Raw genomic sequence first — 15,970 nt, 5'->3', positions numbered from 1 at the left:
CGGGCTTCTCCCCGAAACCCTGGTGATGACCCGGACACGCGACGCCTGCCTGCGCTACCTCAGCTTCGACGACGGCCCCGAGCCAGGCCACACGCCGCGCCTGCTCGACACCCTCGCGAAGCACGGCGTCAAAGCGAGCTTCTTCCTTGTCGGCGAGAAGATCGAGCAGTACCCGGAGATCGTGCAGCGGATCGTCGCCGAGGGCCACATGATCGGCAATCACTCGTACAGCCACTGGTCTTTCAGCAACATGACCCTCACGAAACAGCTGGACGAGGTGTATCGCACCGACGCACTGCTGCGGCTGTTCGACGACCGCCCGCATCACCGGATGCGCCCGCCCAGTGGTTACGTGGGCGCGCAGTTGCTGCTGCACTTCGCGCGGCGCAAGCGCAATCTGGTCTACTGGTCCTACGACAGTCTCGACTATCAGGACGCCCCGGTGGAAACCCTGATCGCCCGCCTGCGCAACGACCCGCCCGCGCCCGGCGACATCGTGCTCATGCACGACGACAGCGACAAGGCGGCCGAGGCACTCGACGTGATGCTGCCTGAGTGGCTGTCGCAGGGCTTCGGCTTCGCGGCGCTGGAAGGGTCGGCACCATGAACATCCTCTATCACCACCGCACGCGCGGTCGACACGTCGAGGGAGTGCACATCCGCGGCATCGTGCAGGCGTTGCGTGAGCTGGGGCACGACGTTTCCGTCATGTCGTTTCCGGGCGCCGATCCCGAGCGGGAGGTCGAGGACGCCTCGCCCGGTAAGCGCGGTCGCATCGCCACGCTGGTGACGCGACTGCCTGGCGTCGTCTTCGAGATGTTCGAGCTGCTTTACAACGTGGTGACGTGGTTTCGTATGGCACGCGCCTGGCGCAAGGCGCCGCCCGCACTGATCTACGAGCGCTACTCCCTGTTCCTTTTCGCCACCGTCTGGCTCGCACGCCGGCGCGGCATCCCCCTGCTGCTGGAGATCAACGACTCGGCGCTGGTCGACCGGGTGCGCCCGCTGACGATGAAAGGGCTGGCCCGGCGCATCGAGGGCTGGTGCCTGCGGCGTGCGACGGGACTGGTCTTCATCTCCACGTACTTTCGTGACTTCGCGCGCGGCGCATACGGCGCCATCGCCCCCAGTGTGGTCTCGCCCAATGCGGTCGACCTGCCACGTTTCGATCCTTCGCGCTTCGATGTCGCCGCACTGCGCGCCTCGCGCGGCCTGACCGGCCGGGTGGTGTGCGGCCATATCGGCGCCTTCGCCCACTGGCACGGTGTGGATGGCTTCGTCGAAGCCATCGCCGGGCAGCTGGATGCCGTGCCGGAACTGGCGCTGGTCTTCGTCGGCGATGGCAAGACGCTGCCCGCGGTCCGGGCACTGATCGCGGATCGCGGTCTGGCCGACCGGGTATTGCTGCCGGGTCGGGTACCGCACGACGAGGTCGCCAGCTGGATCGCCTGTATGGACTATGCCGTGCTGCCGAATTCCAATCACTACGGGTCTCCCATGAAACTGTTCGAGTTCATGGGTATGGGTGTCGCGGTGGTCGCGCCCGACTACGCGCCGGTGGCGGAAGTGATTGCCGATGGCCGCACGGGCTGGCTGTTTCCGCACGGTGACGCCGCCGCCTGCGTCGAGCGCGTGCTCGCGCTGGCGCGCCATGCCGACGAACGCCAGCGCGTGGGCGACGCCGCCCGCGACTACATCGCCAGCGAGCGGCAGTGGCGCAACAACGCCGAACAGCTGCTCACCCTCGTCCCGGCCGGAGCCTGAATGTGATCGTCATCGCCCTGCTCGTCCTGCTCCTGCTGGTCGCGGCGGCGGTCACCGTGGCCATCCGCGCACGCAACATGCAGTACTGGCTGTGGGGCTATCTGACCCGGCGCAAGCCGCCGAAGGTGCAAGGACCGAAACACGTGCTGTTCTGCTTCGTCGACCATTTCGAGCCGAACTGGGGCCGTGTGGACATGGATACGCAGCGGCGTCGCGTGGACCGCTGGTGCAGCGATTATCGCGCGCTGGCGGCGCGCCATCGCGACGCGGACGGACGCGTTCCGCAGCACAGCTTCTTCTACCCGGAAGAGGAATACGTCGAGGAGCATCTGGACAAGCTGCAGTCGCTTTGTGCCGATGGGTACGGTGAGATCGAAATCCATCTGCATCACGACAACGACACGGAAGCCAACTTCGTCGCCACCATCGACCGCTTCAACCGCCTTCTGCACGACAGGCATGATGCCTTGCCGCGCGATCCCGTCACCGGCCAGCTGCGCTTCGCCTTCATCCACGGTAACTGGTGCCTGGACAACTCACGCGCCGATGGCCGTTGGTGCGGCATCGACAACGAGCTGATCCTGTTGCGCGAGCTGGGTTGCTACGCGGACTTCACCCTGCCCTCCGCCCCCAGCGACACGCAGACGCGGATGTCCAATGCGATCTACTACGCCACCGACGACCCGCAGCGCTGCAAATCGCACGACACCGGCGTGCCGATGCGCGTGGGCGGCAAACCGAGTGGCGACCTGCTGATTATCCAGGGGCCGCTGGGCCTCAACTGGAAAGACCGGCGCTTCGGCGTCATCCCACGTATCGAGAACTCCGATGTGCGCCAGGGCTGCCCACCGACGCCATCGCGTGTCGATCAATGGGTCGACACGGGCATCCACGTCGAAGGCCGCCCCGAGTGGGTCTTCGTCAAGGTGCACACCCACGGCACCCAGGAACGCGACATGGACACGCTGCTCGGCGCTCCCGCCGATGCCATGCACGACCACCTCGAGGCGGTCTACAACGATGGTGTGAACTACGTCCTCCACTACGTCACCGCCCGCGAGATGTACAACATCGCCAAAGCCGCCGAAGCCGGCCTCGCCGGCGACCCCGGCCGCTATCGCGACTTCGAGCTGCCGAAGCCGGGCAAGCAGCCGGTCGCCCACGAGACCGCCGCCACCACCGTGTAGGAGCGCGCCTGCGCGCGACCATCGTGCCGGCAACGCCACCCCCGACAGGCCGCCCCCACGGCTGAAATTGTCTAACAGCCGCGCCGTCCAGTAGCATCGCAATCCATGCATCTCGCCACGCCACGCCTGTTCACCCGACTTCGCCGCCATCGCGGCGTGTGGGTGCTCGCGCTGGCCGTGCTGCTGTTCAAGCTGACCATGGCGACGTTCTGCCTGCTCGACGGACCGACGGCCGCGTCCGTCGACACGGCGGGTGCCACGATCGCCGTCGCCACCAGCGACACCGCAGCGGGCGATACCTGCGTTCTGAACGAAGGCGGCGGCTGCCACTGCAGCTGCGCCCATAACGTGGCCGTACCCTCGACGATGCCCGCCCTGCTTGCCGGCGTGCCGCACGTACACGTCACCGCGACGCTCCGTACCGGTGTGACGCCGACCTACGAGCGCTCCCCGCTCCGCCCCCCGATCGCCTGACGAACGCCACCGTGCGATGCCGACCGCCTGAGCGGTCGCGTCGATTCGCGTCCGTTCTTCCGGAGATCCATCCATGTTTTCTCTACGCATCGCGCTTTCCGGCGCCGCGTGCGTGTGCCTGTGCGCCGCAGGCCACGCGAGCGCTCTGCCACTCGACCGCGCATCGCCCGCCGTGCGCGACCGCATCCACGCGTTGTGGGCCGACAACCCGGCCATCCAGGCGGCGGACGCCCAGCGACGCGCCGCCGAAGCCCGTGTCCGCGCCGCGGCGCAGCCCGTCTACAACCCCACGCTGTCCCTCGAGGGCGAGAACGCCGACGTAGATCGCCGCACGGCATCGGCCAGCCTGTCGCTCGATCTGAGCGATAAGCGACACGCCCGGGTCGACGAAAGCGAAGCCGCCTTACGCGTCAGCGAGGCCGCCTACGCGCTGCGCCGTCGCGATATCGCCGCCGAATGGCTCAAGGCGTGGGCCTCGGCCGAACTCGCACGGCGGCAGCGCAGCCTTGGCGAGGAACGCATCGTGGCGATGACACGCTTCGACCATCTCGCCGCGGACCGTCTGCGTGTCGGTGACATCAGCGCACCGGAGCGGGATCTGGCCGCGCAGGCACTGGCCGAGGCGCGCATCGAACAAGCCGCTATCGAGGGGCAACTCGCGGCGGCGCTGGCCTCCCTGACGGCTATCGGCGGCGAACGAGACGACGGGCAGGCGACCGGATGGCCTGCGCTACCTGAGGCGCTGCCCGCCAGCCCCGATCGCATCGATGCACAAGCCCTCGACGACCGCCTCGAACTGCGGCGGGCCCGTGCCGAGCAGCAACGCCTCGATGCCGCCGTCACCGTGGCCCGCCGCGCGCGGCTATCGGATCCCACGATCAGTCTCACGGGCGGGCGGGTCCGCAGCGGTAGCCGGAGCGATCCGGTCATCGGCATCAGCGTCTCGATGCCGCTGCCGGTGCGCAACACCGGCCGCGCCGAGGTGATGGCGGCGCAGGCGGAAGCGGATGCCGCGCTCGCCGATCGACAGGCGACCGCATGGAAAGCGGAAGCGACGCTACGTCAGACCGCCATGACCTATCGCGCATTACGAAGCACCGCGGAAACACTGCGCAAAGCCCGAATGGGAGCCCTGGGCGAGCGCGCCGCGCTACTCGAACGCCTCTGGCAGGCCGGTGAACTCGACACCTCCGACTACCTCGTCCAGCTCAAGCAGAACCTCGATACCGCGCTGTCCACGCTCACGCTGGAAGCGCAGACCTGGCAGGCCTGGTTCGACTACCTCGCCGCCGCCGGCCGTCTTCCCGAGTGGATCGACGGCCCCGCAACGGATGCCACCCCATGAATCGCCCCCTTCTGAAGATCGCTTTCGCGCTCGCAATGGCACTGTCCCTTGTGCCCGTACGCGCCGAAGAAGCGGCAAACCCGCTGAAACTCGACGCGCGCGCCATCGCCGATGCCGGCATCGTCGTCGACACGCTTCGCTCCCGCCAGTTGACCGACACCCTCACCGCACCGGGCGAAGTCAGGGTCGACGCCTATTCCACCCTGCTCGTCTCGCCACGCGTCGCCGTCCAGGTCGTCGAGCGAAAGGCGAAGCTCGGCGACGTCGTCGCCGCCGGTACTCCGCTGGTCGTGTTGTCGAGCATCGAGGTGGCGGAAACCCAGGGCCGCCTCATCGTCGCCAGCCAGGACTGGGCACGCGTTTCGGCACTGGGTCCCCAGGCCGTCTCCGGACGTCGCTACGGCGAAGCGAAGATCGCCCGGGACCAGGCTCGCGCCGCATTACGTGCCTACGGACTGACCGACGGACAGATCGCCCGCATCGTCGCGCGGGGCTCGGCGGCCGCGGACGGCCAGTTCGAGCTCATCGCACCGAAGGCGGGACGTATTACGACCGACGACTTCCTCGTGGGCGAGCGCATCGAAGCGGGGAAACCGCTGTTCACGCTGGTCACCGAGGACAGCGTCTGGGTCGAGGCGCGTCTCCCGCCCGCGGCCGCGGATGCGATACGGCCCGGCGCCGCCGCAACCATCGTCGCGCACGGAACGGAACGGCCCGGCAGCGTCATCCAGCGCGCGCATCGGACCGACGAGGCCACACGCACCACCAGCGTGCGCCTTCGTGTCGACAACCGGGACGACCTGCTCCACCCGGGGGAACTCGTGGAAACGCGTATCGCCACTTCGGCGACCGCCAGCGTTCTCGCCGTGCCCGCGGAAGCCGTGGTGTTGCTGAAAAACGAACCGACGGTGTTCGTGCGCGGCAAGGAGGCCGGAACGTTCGAGCCCATGGCGGTGGACGTCGGCGAAACACGCGACGGCTGGACCGTCGTGCGCCGTGGCCTGACCGCGGGAGCCGCTTACGTCAGCAAAGGCGCCTTCGCCCTGAAAGCACGCCTGCTGCGCTCACAACTGGGAAACGACTGATGCTCGTCCGTCTCGTCGAACTCTCCCTCCGTTACAAACTTCTGGTGATCCTGGGCGTTCTGACGATCGCCGCCCTTGGCGTCGCCTCGCTGAAGCGGCTCCCCATCGATGCCTTCCCCGATGTCACGCCGGTGCAGGTCAACGTCTACACCGAGGCCTCCGGACTCGCCGCCGAGGACGTGGAGCGCCTGCTGACCACCCCCGTGGAAGCGGCCCTCGCCGGATTGCCCCGCGTGGAAACCATCCGTTCGGTGAGTCTGTTCGGGCTGTCGTACGTCGCCGTCTACTTCGATGACGACACCGACATCTACTTCGCCCGCCAGCTCGTGAACGAACGGCTGCAACAGGTCGCCGCACGTTTACCCGAGGGCTATGGCAAGCCCGAGATGGGTCCGAATACCTCGGGCCTGGGACAGGTCTTCTGGTACACCGTCGAGACCGACGACGGCAGCGCATCCGACATGGACCTCCGTGCGTTGCAGGACTGGACCGTCCGCCTGGTGCTGCGCACGGCACCCGGTGTCGACGACGTGACATCGTGGGGTGGGCAGGAGCGACAGTTTCAGGTCCGCGTCGATCCGATGCGCCTGGTCGCGCACCGACTCGCACTCAGGGACGTGATGCAGGCCGTCGAATCGAACAATGCACAGGTCGGCGGCAACGCGATCGACATCGGCCGGGAGCAATACCTCGTGCGAGGCGTCGGTTTGCTGCGCAACGCGGAGGACATCGGCTCCATCGTGCTGAAGAGCGACGATGGCACACCGGTGTACATCCGTGACGTGGCGTCCGTCGTGGAGGCAGGCGCACCCCGGACCGGCGCGGTCACGCGCGATGGCAAGGAGGTCGTCCTGGGCCAGGCACTGGCGCGCATCGACGAAAACGCGAAGAGCGTGGTCGACGCCGTCAAGGCGAAGCTCGATACGATGCGTCGCGCGCTGCCTCCCGGCACCGTCGTCAAACCGGTCTACGAGCGCACGGATCTCGTGGACGCGGCGGTCGGTACGGCATCGCGCGCCTTGCTGGAAGGCGCCCTGCTGGTCGCCGTCGTGCTGTTTCTCTTTCTGGGCGAGCTGCGAAGCGCCCTGATCGTCGTCGCGACCCTGCCCCTGGCGATGCTGATCGCGTTCATCGGCATGGAACGGTGGGGATTGTCCGCCAACCTCATGTCGCTCGCGGGGCTGGCCATCGGTATCGGCATGATGGTGGACGGCGCGGTGGTCATGGTGGAGAACGCTCACCGCATCATGGGCGAGCATGCCGCGCAGGGCGACGCGGTGGACCGGGGCGCCGCCGTGCTGCAGGCCGCTCGCGAAGTGGCGACACCGGTCGCCTTCGCGATCCTCATCATCATCGTGGTTTTTCTTCCGCTGTTCGGGCTGCAGGGCCTGGAAGGAAAAATGTTTCGTCCGATGGCGTTCAACATCGGCTTCGCCATGGCGGGCTCGCTGGTGCTCGCCCTGACGCTGGTCCCCGTCCTCGCCGCTCTGCTTCTGAAGCCGGGACCGGAGCGGGATACGAGGCTAGTCGGCTGGCTCAAGAGCCACTACGAGCATCTGCTGCACTGGTCGCTCGACCACCGGCGCATCGTCCTCGGCGGCGCCGTGGTCGTGCTTCTGGGCACATTCGCCCTTATCCCCTTCCTCGGCAAGGAGTTCATGCCCAACCTGCGCGAGGGCGCCATCATGTGGCGGATCACGTCGATCCCTTCGGCCTCTCTCGCGGAGTCGATCGACCTTTCGCGTCAGGTCGCCGAGCGGATCAAGGCCAACGTACCCGAGGTCGAAACGACGCTGGCCATGATCGGACGCGCCGAGAAAGGTGAAACCGCGGACGTGAACTACATGGAGGTCTACACCCCGCTGAAGCCCGCGTCGGCATGGCGCGATGGCCAGACTCTCGAGTCCATCGAGGCGGCGATGCAGCAGGAACTGACCGAGGCCCTGCCTACCGCGGTCGTCAGCTACACCCAGCCCATCCAGATGCGCATCGAAGAGCTGATTTCCGGCGTCCGCGCCACCCTCGCGCTGAAGATCTACGGTGACGATCTGGCCACACTCGACCGGCTCAGCGCCCGGGCGCGTGACGTGCTGGCGACGGTACCCGGTGCAGCCGATCTGGCGCTCGAAGCCAACCTCGGCAAACCGCAGCTGCGCATCGAGGTCGACCGCACCGCCCTGGCTCGCTACGGGCTCAATGCCGACGATGTACTCACCGTGGTTCGCAACGGTATCGGTGGCGAACCCGTCAGCAGCCTTATCGACGGTGTACGCCGTTTCGACATCGCGGTGCGACTGGACGACGCCAGCAAGGCCTCGCCGGGAACGATCGGGCGCATTCCGCTACGCACGCCGACCGGTGCGCTGGTGCAGTTGTCCCAGGTCGCCCGCGTCACCCAGGCCGAGGGGTATTCCTTCATCCGCCGCGAGGCGCTGCAACGCTTCGCCGTCATCGGACTGGATGTACGCGGCCGGGATATCGACGGGTTCGTGCGTGAGGCGGAGGCACGGCTGGTCTCGGAACTCACCCTGCCGACAGGCTATTACACCGAGTGGGGCGGCGCGTTCGAAAATCAGCAACGGGCCATGAAGCGTCTGGCACTGATCGTGCCGCTGACGATCTTCTGCATCTTCGTGTTGCTCTATACCGCGTTCAGCTCATTCCGGCATGCGGCGCTGATTCTTGCCAACGTGCCGTTCGCAGTCATCGGCGGCGTCATCGGCTTGTTCATCACCGGGCAATATCTCTCCGTACCTTCCGCGGTCGGCTTCATCGCGGTGTTCGGCGTGGCCATGCTCAACGGCATCGTGCTGGTCAGCTTTCTGGACCGGCAGCGTGACGAAGGGGGTGACCTCCGCCAGGCAGTATTGCGCGGGAGCGCGCTGCGTCTGCGCCCCGTGCTGATGACTGCCACGGTGGCGATCCTCGGGTTGCTACCGATGTTGCTGTCCAGCGGCGTCGGCGCTGAGACGCAGCGACCGCTGGCCACCGTCGTTGCCGGCGGGCTGATCACCTCGACGCTCCTGACCTTGGTGCTGTTGCCGGTAGTGTACGAATGGATGGAGGCGAGGGCCCGACGCCGCTAGACAGTCCGGCTGCGGTGGAAGCCCACCGCAGTCGTCACCGGCCCTCGTCTCGAGGGCCGTCCCGGCTCAGCCCTTGCGGCGTGCCCGCAGATCCGAGCGAACGCGATGCAGTCCCCGGTAAATCCATCGCACCGGCGCATACATCCGGAAGCCCGCCGTCGCACGGGTCGCGCGCACGACGTACAACGAGCCGCAAGCCTCCGCGCGCGTCGCCAGCAGTCGCTTGTATTGGTTATCTCCGTAGCCGAAGCTGATCCGCTCGCCGGGGAAACGATCGAGCAGCGCCCGCACGGCCTGAAACACGGCCACCGACCCGATGCCGACCTTCGCCACCTCTTCGTCATAGCCGAGGTCGTCAACGAGGTAGGTTCCCCCGAGGCGATAACCGTGGACGTAGGCCAGCGGTCTGCCGTCGCGTAGCACGACATGACCGATCAATTGCCCGGCGGCGGTAAGCCTTTCGAACAACGCGACCCGCTCAGGCGCCTCCCAGTCCATCGGCAGGTCGTCATGGTGCCAGGTCTTCGCGTACACCTCGTTCATCAGGCGGCAGTATTCGGGCATGTCCTCGGGCCGGTCGAACGTGCGCAAGGCCGCGTCGCAGCCGAGCTTCCGATAGGCGCGGCCCACACGCTGGGTCAGATCCGTGCGCTTCTTCTTGTCCATCGCCGAGAGCCACGCTTCCGACGAAACCTGCGGATCGATCGACCAGTGCAGCTGATCCAGCAGATGCGCAGCCACCGTACGAAACCCCCCGCGAGTTAGCGACTCCGCGAACGGATTAGGCAGGTCCGCCTCCTGCACGCGCACCACCCGCACGCTGCTGTCGCCCGCCAGCTGGCGCGACACGGCGACGCTGACGACGCCGCGCTCGGCCTCCCCGGCCACGACGCCAGACCCAAGCAATCGTAACGCGGCCCCGCGATAGAGGCGCACACGCCGCCCCGCGAGATCCAGCCGCGCCGTGTGTTCGATCGCAAGCAACGGTGCGTAGCCGACCACCCTCCCCCCGGCATCGCGCACCACGATCACATGCGGCACGGTGCCATCCCGGCGACTCTCGACCTCATATGCGATCCAGTCCGGATGCTGCACGATACCGCTGGCCGCGCCGGGCAGTTCAGCGACGCGGGCCAGTTCGTCGCGGTAGCCGCGCAAGGTTTCGAGGGAACGTACGATGCAACAGACGTAACTCATGGGCTGGCCTTGGACACTGCCGGCGGGATGAATTCGAGGGCACGGATCAACCAGCGACCCGGCCGGCCGAGGCGTCGGCCGATGCCGGCCATCAGCTGCACGTCGTCTCCGGTCCAGTAACGAACCAGGACGCTACCCGGCACGTAAAGCACAACGAACACGGCGCAGCCGCCGAGGAAGCCGACCCGTGACGGTATGGCGGCGGTGGTCGCCCATGCCGCCAGCGTCGCCACGCTGCCCACGGCGAACAGACGAGCCATCGCCGCCACCGGCAGCGCGCCGCTGGTCGCCTTGCGCAGGTAGTGCACCGCAAGCACCATCTCGACGACACGTGTCCCCGCGTAAGTCACGACTGCGCCGGATAGCCCGAGAACAGGAATCAGCGCCAGACCGAGAACCGCGTTGGCGACGAGCGCGACAGTGGCGATGCGTACACGGTCGTCCTGCCGGTCCACCACGGTCTGAAAGGCCGCGATACCATTGCCGATCAACAGCAGGCCACCCAACACCAGCGTGGCCTCGATCGCGGGAATCGCATCGAGGTAGCGCGTGCCGTACATGAGGCGCACGATCTCGGGCGTCGTGACCAGGCCGAGCCCGGCGATGGCGATGCCCACCGCCCAGTAGAATCGCGTCGCCTCGGCAAGAAAACGCGCCGCGCGCGCACTGCCGCTCTCCCCGTACGACTTGGCCATGTAGGGAAGCAGCGTCGACGTGAGCCCGACCGAGAACAACTGCACCGCGCCGCGCGTCAGCGTGCCCGCAATCGCGAAGTAACCCACCGCGACCGATCCCGAGAACGTGTTGAGCAGAAAGATCTCGATCGTTCCCACACGAAACGAGCCCATCAACACCAGCACGGCCGTGAGTTTCAGGTGGCGGTTCACCCGCGCATTGAGCGTGGGAGGAATCGGTCCGGAAGCGAAATCCCGGCAATAACGGCGGTAGACCAGCCGGTTAACCAGGTTGAGGATCAGGCACGCCACCGCGAACAGCGCGACAAACGAGACCAGGTCGGCATGCATGAGCATGGCCGCAAGCACGAGCAACATCCCCAGGATGCCGCCGGTCACCGTCGCCACCGCTTCGGGCTCGAAGCGCTCCTGTCCTTTGCCGATGGCCACCAGCACCGCGTAGTTGGCCTTGGCGACCACGGCCACGACGACCAGCGCCATGATCGGTAGAAGGGACGCATCCCACTCGGCGGGCCGGAACAACCAGCCGATCACGAGGAACAGACCGATGACGCTCGCCGAACTCCACGTCTGGATTCGTGAAAAGCGCGCCGCGAGACTGGACGCGAGCCCGAGGTCGCCCATGCCATCCGCCTCGGCGATGAACTTGGTCGATGACGTGGTCAGCGCATGGTTGGAGCAGACGATCAGCCAGCCACACAGCCACACGGTGAACGCATAGCGGCCGAAGTCGCCCGGACCCAGCGCGCGAGCGATCCACACACTCATCAGCAGCCCGAGCGCGTACTCGATGTACGTGGACACCGTGACGATGCCCACGCTGCGCAGGACGTCGAGGCGGCGGGTCATGGCGACGTCCGCGCAAGCGAGTCGGTCAGCCCTGCGCCCGCCGGCTGGCGCATCATCCACTGCGCCACGCCCGCACCGCGGTTGTTCCAGTTGAACCGGCGCAACGTGTCCGAGATGGCCGCGCATGCCGGTGCGTACGATGACGACAAGGCGGCAAACCGCTTCTTCAGCAGCGCGGCCTGCGCCGGATCCGTCTCGAAGTAGTAGGCGGCCGCGACGGGGAGGCCCAGTTCGACATTGTGCCCGTCGCTGTACCAGCCCTCCGACTCCTGGATCTTCATCAGGGCTGCCGGTGTCGCCTTCGATGACGACCAGTACCAGGCGATCTGCCCGCCCGGCCCCGAGCATTCGTTGCGCCAGTCATGCGGATGCACGAGCAACGCCGGGTCGATCCAGCCGTAACGTTCGAGGTAGCGTCCAAAGGCGGTGATCATCGGGGGAATGCGCGGATCCTTCGTCACCAGCCACGCATGCCAGAGACCGTCCACGATGTTCTCGCTCATCCACGGCGAGGCACCGCGCACGTCATCGGCACCGTCGGGATCGTTTTCATGCACGTTCCAGCTGTTGCGCCAGGAGCCGTCGTCGCCGAGCCCGTCGGGGTTATGTCGTTGCTGCTCGTCGAGCCAGCCGACGCGAGCGAGTACGCGATCGCGATAACGTGCATCGCCTGTGAGCTCGTACGCGGCAACGGTCTCGATGAGACCCAGGCCGGCAAGTCGCTCGGTGAAGTAGTCAGTCGGGTGCCGGTATGGACCCGGCGGTCCGTTCCAGCCGCCGCTGTGCCAGAGGTCGGCCATCTTGCCGACGAGGGCGGCGTCGTGCATCGAGTCGTCTCCGCTCAGGGCGACCGCGAGCAGGATGGGTTCGATATAGACGTACTTCACGTCGCACGGTTTGCCGTCAGGCAGCCATCCCCCGGCGCATGAGGGGCTGACTGGAACGCCGTCACGCTTGATACCCGCCATGTACCAGCGAAAGCTCGCCTCGGCCGACTCGAGATAATCGGCGCGGCCGGTGCGCACGTACGCCTTGAACAACGTGGAAGGCCGGTCGAAGAGCCAGGCGGTGCTGTCCTTGACCGGAAGTTCTTTCGCCCAGCGGAACTGCGCATCCACGTAGCGCGCGTAGGCTTCGTCGCGGTCGGCCACCGACTGGGGGCCGGCGATCAGGGAGGCGGTGAGCCATTCGGGCGTGAGCACGGCGATCGCTTTGGGCCTGTCGTCGATCAGGCCTTGCGCGTAGGGCCAGCCGGGAGCATCCATCGCGCGAGGTGTACCGAGTTCGAAGCAATAAATCCCGGCGGCGGCGCGGAACTGGACGCGGACGGCCCGGATGCCGCCCGCGCCGGTGTGCCACTGGAGGGTCGGGATGACGGACGCGGGGACTTCGTTGCCTTCGACGTCGACGATGCGCAGGAGCCTGGGGTCGCGGAGGGTGCCGGGTGGGAAAGGGATGCCTACGGTGACCTGGACGGAGGCCGTGTCGGAAGTGCGGCGGGTTACCGTGATTTGCTGGGTACCGGGGCCAGGCTGTTTCGCGACCAGGGTCGCTCCTGCCGGAGCGGGTGACGCGCCGCTGGCGGGTGACAGGCCCGCCGCGACGGCGGCAAGCAGAAGGCCGATGACGATGAGCACGTGGCGGGACATCGCTTGAGGTGCGCCCGGCGTCGCTCGCCGTGTCTCGCGCACGACCCCGTGCCAGCCGCGCCGACGCTGGAAGGCACGTGCGTTCATGCGACCGACGCGACAGGCGCGTGCAGCCCCGCGAGGCGGTACTCCCAGTCCAGCGCGGTACGGACGATGAAATCGAGATCGTCGTGGCGCGGTCGCCAGCCGAGCACGTCGCGCAGCCGGTCGCTGCACGCGATGAGCTTGCCGATGTCTCCGGGCCGGCGCGGCAGTTCCAGCACGTTGAGCGCATGGCCGCCCGCGCGCGCCACGGCATCCACGACCTCGCGCACGCTGTAACCGTGCCCGTAGCCGCAGTTCAGGGTGAGTGAATCGCCACCGTCGCGCAGATGATCCAGCGCGCTCAGATGCGCGGCGGCCAGATCGTCGACGTGGATGTAGTCACGCACGCCCGTGCCGTCCGGCGTGTCGTAGTCGGTGCCGTAGATGGACACGCACTGACGCTTACCCACGGCGTGTTCGCACGCCACCTTGATCAGCAACGTGGCCAGCGGAGTGCTGTGGCCGATGCGTCCGAGCGGGTCGCAACCGGCGACATTGAAGTAGCGCAGGATGACATGCCGCATCGCTCCGGTTGCGCACCAGTCGCGCAACATCGTTTCGGACATCAGCTTCGACGTGCCGTAAGGATTGGCGGGACACGTCGGCGTCGTTTCATCGGCGACGCCGGCCTCCGTGGCACCGTAGACCGCCGCCGTCGACGAAAAGATGAACTTGTCCACGCCGGCCGCCGCACACGCCGCCAGCAGGTTGCGGGTATTGCAGGTGTTGTTGCCGTAGTACTTCAGCGGATCGCTGACCGACTCCGGCACCACCGTATGTGCCGCGAAGTGCAGGACCGCATCGACGCGATGCGCTTCCAGAACCCGCGAGACGAGGTCGCCGTCGCCCACATTGCCTTCGACCAGGGACGCGCCGCGCACGGCCTCGCGGAATCCGGTGGAGAGGTTGTCGATCACGACGACCCGGTCGCCCCGCGCGACCAGCTGCTGCACCGTGTGGCTGCCGATATAACCGGCACCGCCGGTGACCAGGACCGTATTCATGGAGACCTCCCGGCCGTGGCCGGTGGGAAGTTGCGGGCAAGCCAGCCGCCGATGCCGTCGAGCAGACGGGCGCGGTCGCCGGTGAGGATGTACGTGTGGTCGGTCTCGGCCAGGTACCGCGTGGTGACCGCCGGATGGCTCATCACCTTGCCAAAGCACTCGCGGAACTGACGCGCGTGATTGAAATAGTTGCTGATGCCACCCGAGTAGACGAGATAGAGCTTCATGCCCCGCCCCACCATGCCGGTGAAATCGGCGATCACCTGATCGCGGGGCGCGGGTGCCACCGCGAACACGGGCTCGGGTGCCGCCTTGTCGGCGCCGCCGCCACCCGGACGCCCGCGCAGCCAGCGCGCCCAGCGGCCGGGATCCGCCACACGCGGCAGGTAGTGACGAAGCTTGTAGCCGAGCGTGCGATACGCGTATCCGTCGAGGAATACCGCTCCCGAGACACGCGGATCGGTCGATGCCACCACATGTGCGTTCTGCGCGCCCGAACACAGGCCGACCAGCACGAAACGCTCGCACCCCGCCCGGTTTTTCATCAGAACCATCGCGTCGTCGAGATCCGCGCAGACCTGCTGGGTACGGGTCATGCCGCCGCCCGTGGCACCGCTGTCGCCGAGCGTCGACATGTCGAATCGAAGCGTCGGGTAGCCAGCCGCGTTGAGCTGGCGGGTCAGTTCCACGTGCAGCCGGAAGGGACCGATGCGATGCACCAGTCCGGCGTTCAATACGATGACGCCGGTCTCTCCGCGCGCGCCTTCCGGCACACCCGCGATACCGACCAGGTGCCGTGCACGACCGAATCGATGAGCTTCCTCACGCATCACGCGACCTCCTTCAGACGACCGGTGACGGCCTGGATGAGCGGCTGCGACAGGATCGCGGTCTCGAGTCGCCGCAAGTCGTTCCACGGGGTGGACTGACCGAGCGACTGCGCATCCAGCACGAGCGTAGGCACGGCCGGCGTGCCGACGCGTAACGCGCAGAGCTGACGCCGCAAGCTGTCGCCGATATCGAAGCCCAGCCATTGCTCGGCCACATCGGCGTGGCTGCGCGGTCGCGTAAAGCGCTCGCCGTCCTCGCGCAGGGCGGCCTGCATGGCGTCCAGCGCCGCCACGTAATCGCCGCCATCGAGCACGGGATCCCATGCGATGACTTCCGTGAAACCGGCCCGACCCGCCGCGGCCATGGCGATGCTGCCACCCAGCCGTGCACCGAAGGCGACGACGCGGTCGATACTGGCGCGTCCGCGCAACTCCGCGGCGGCCGTCACGGTGTCCTCGACGCAGCGCGACCAGTCCACCTCGCCACTGCTGCCAGCGGCGTCGCCGGTACCGTGGTAGTCGAAGCGCAACACGGGGACTCCCTGCATCGCCAGCGCTTGCGCGAGCTGACGATACAGGCGATGGCAGCGGATCAGGTCCTGCCCCAGCGAGGCGCACATCAGCAACGCGCGACGCGCCGTCGGCGTACCCGCGTGATACATGCCGAACAGGCCGTCGTCGGCACCGAAAAAGAACGGCAGGTCGAGGTCGCCACGCATGC

General features: G+C 67.2%; 13 protein-coding genes. 7 read left to right on the top strand and 6 right to left on the bottom strand.

The window, feature by feature from the left end; genetic code table 11:
• The first annotated feature begins 25 nt into the window (after positions 1–25).
• From FA85_RS19910 to FA85_RS19880, 7 genes are all read left to right on the top strand, one after another.
• Entirely contained in the window at positions 26–607 is a 582-nt protein-coding gene (locus FA85_RS19910; RefSeq protein ID WP_239739801.1) for a polysaccharide deacetylase family protein, read from the top strand.
• Entirely contained in the window at positions 604–1,764 is a 1,161-nt protein-coding gene (locus FA85_RS19905) for a glycosyltransferase family 4 protein (RefSeq protein WP_036113538.1), read from the top strand. The genes FA85_RS19910 and FA85_RS19905 overlap by 4 nt, the downstream gene beginning before the upstream one ends.
• Positions 1,765–1,766: 2 nt before the next feature.
• Positions 1,767–2,951: a hypothetical protein gene (locus FA85_RS19900; RefSeq protein ID WP_051943708.1), complete on the top strand. Its 1,185-nt coding sequence runs from the start codon at positions 1,767–1,769 to the stop codon at positions 2,949–2,951.
• 105 nt (positions 2,952–3,056) lie between these two features.
• Positions 3,057–3,425, top strand: coding sequence for a hypothetical protein (locus FA85_RS19895; RefSeq protein WP_036113539.1), 369 nt, complete (start codon positions 3,057–3,059; stop codon positions 3,423–3,425).
• Positions 3,426–3,498: 73 nt separating this feature from the next.
• The gene (locus tag FA85_RS19890) at positions 3,499–4,770 is read left to right on the top strand and encodes a TolC family protein (protein WP_081907495.1); all 1,272 of its coding nucleotides are present in this window, start codon (positions 3,499–3,501) and stop codon (positions 4,768–4,770) included.
• Entirely contained in the window at positions 4,767–5,855 is a 1,089-nt protein-coding gene (locus FA85_RS19885; RefSeq protein ID WP_036113542.1) for an efflux RND transporter periplasmic adaptor subunit, read from the top strand. The genes FA85_RS19890 and FA85_RS19885 overlap by 4 nt, the downstream gene beginning before the upstream one ends.
• Entirely contained in the window at positions 5,855–8,941 is a 3,087-nt protein-coding gene (locus FA85_RS19880) for an efflux RND transporter permease subunit (RefSeq protein WP_036113544.1), read from the top strand. Before FA85_RS19885 ends, FA85_RS19880 begins: the two co-directional genes overlap by 1 nt.
• 66 nt (positions 8,942–9,007) lie before the next feature.
• Here the strand turns inward: FA85_RS19880 and FA85_RS19875 are convergent, their stop codons facing one another.
• From FA85_RS19875 to FA85_RS19850, 6 genes are read right to left on the bottom strand one after another with little or no spacing between them, the layout of a single operon-like run.
• Positions 9,008–10,138 (bottom strand): GNAT family N-acetyltransferase, encoded by a 1,131-nt coding sequence (locus tag FA85_RS19875; protein ID WP_036113545.1) that lies wholly within the window; start codon positions 10,136–10,138, stop codon positions 9,008–9,010.
• Positions 10,135–11,682 carry an oligosaccharide flippase family protein gene (locus tag FA85_RS19870; protein ID WP_036113547.1) on the bottom strand — a complete coding sequence of 516 codons (1,548 nt, stop codon included), beginning with the start codon at positions 11,680–11,682 and terminating at the stop codon, positions 10,135–10,137. Before FA85_RS19870 ends, FA85_RS19875 begins: the two co-directional genes overlap by 4 nt.
• Positions 11,679–13,418 carry a hypothetical protein gene (locus FA85_RS22250; RefSeq protein WP_197056612.1) on the bottom strand — a complete coding sequence of 580 codons (1,740 nt, stop codon included), beginning with the start codon at positions 13,416–13,418 and terminating at the stop codon, positions 11,679–11,681. Before FA85_RS22250 ends, FA85_RS19870 begins: the two co-directional genes overlap by 4 nt.
• On the bottom strand, positions 13,415–14,419 hold the full coding sequence (galE, locus tag FA85_RS19860) for a UDP-glucose 4-epimerase GalE (RefSeq protein WP_036113549.1): 1,005 nt from the start codon (positions 14,417–14,419) through the stop codon (positions 13,415–13,417). The genes FA85_RS22250 and galE overlap by 4 nt, the downstream gene beginning before the upstream one ends.
• Complete coding sequence (locus FA85_RS19855) at positions 14,416–15,249, bottom strand: alpha/beta hydrolase family protein (RefSeq protein ID WP_036113551.1); 834 nt, start codon at positions 15,247–15,249, stop codon at positions 14,416–14,418. Before FA85_RS19855 ends, galE begins: the two co-directional genes overlap by 4 nt.
• A complete protein-coding gene (locus tag FA85_RS19850; protein WP_051943710.1) occupies positions 15,249–15,968 on the bottom strand; it encodes an alpha/beta hydrolase family protein in 720 nt (239 codons plus the stop codon). Before FA85_RS19850 ends, FA85_RS19855 begins: the two co-directional genes overlap by 1 nt.
• Between the last annotated feature and the right edge of the window lie 2 nt (positions 15,969–15,970).

This window comes from Luteibacter mycovicinus (assembly GCF_000745235.1).
Taxonomy (GTDB): domain Bacteria; phylum Pseudomonadota; class Gammaproteobacteria; order Xanthomonadales; family Rhodanobacteraceae; genus Luteibacter; species Luteibacter mycovicinus.
The sequence above is the reverse complement of the archived record's forward strand: the minus strand, read 5'-3'. Positions and strand labels throughout refer to the sequence as shown.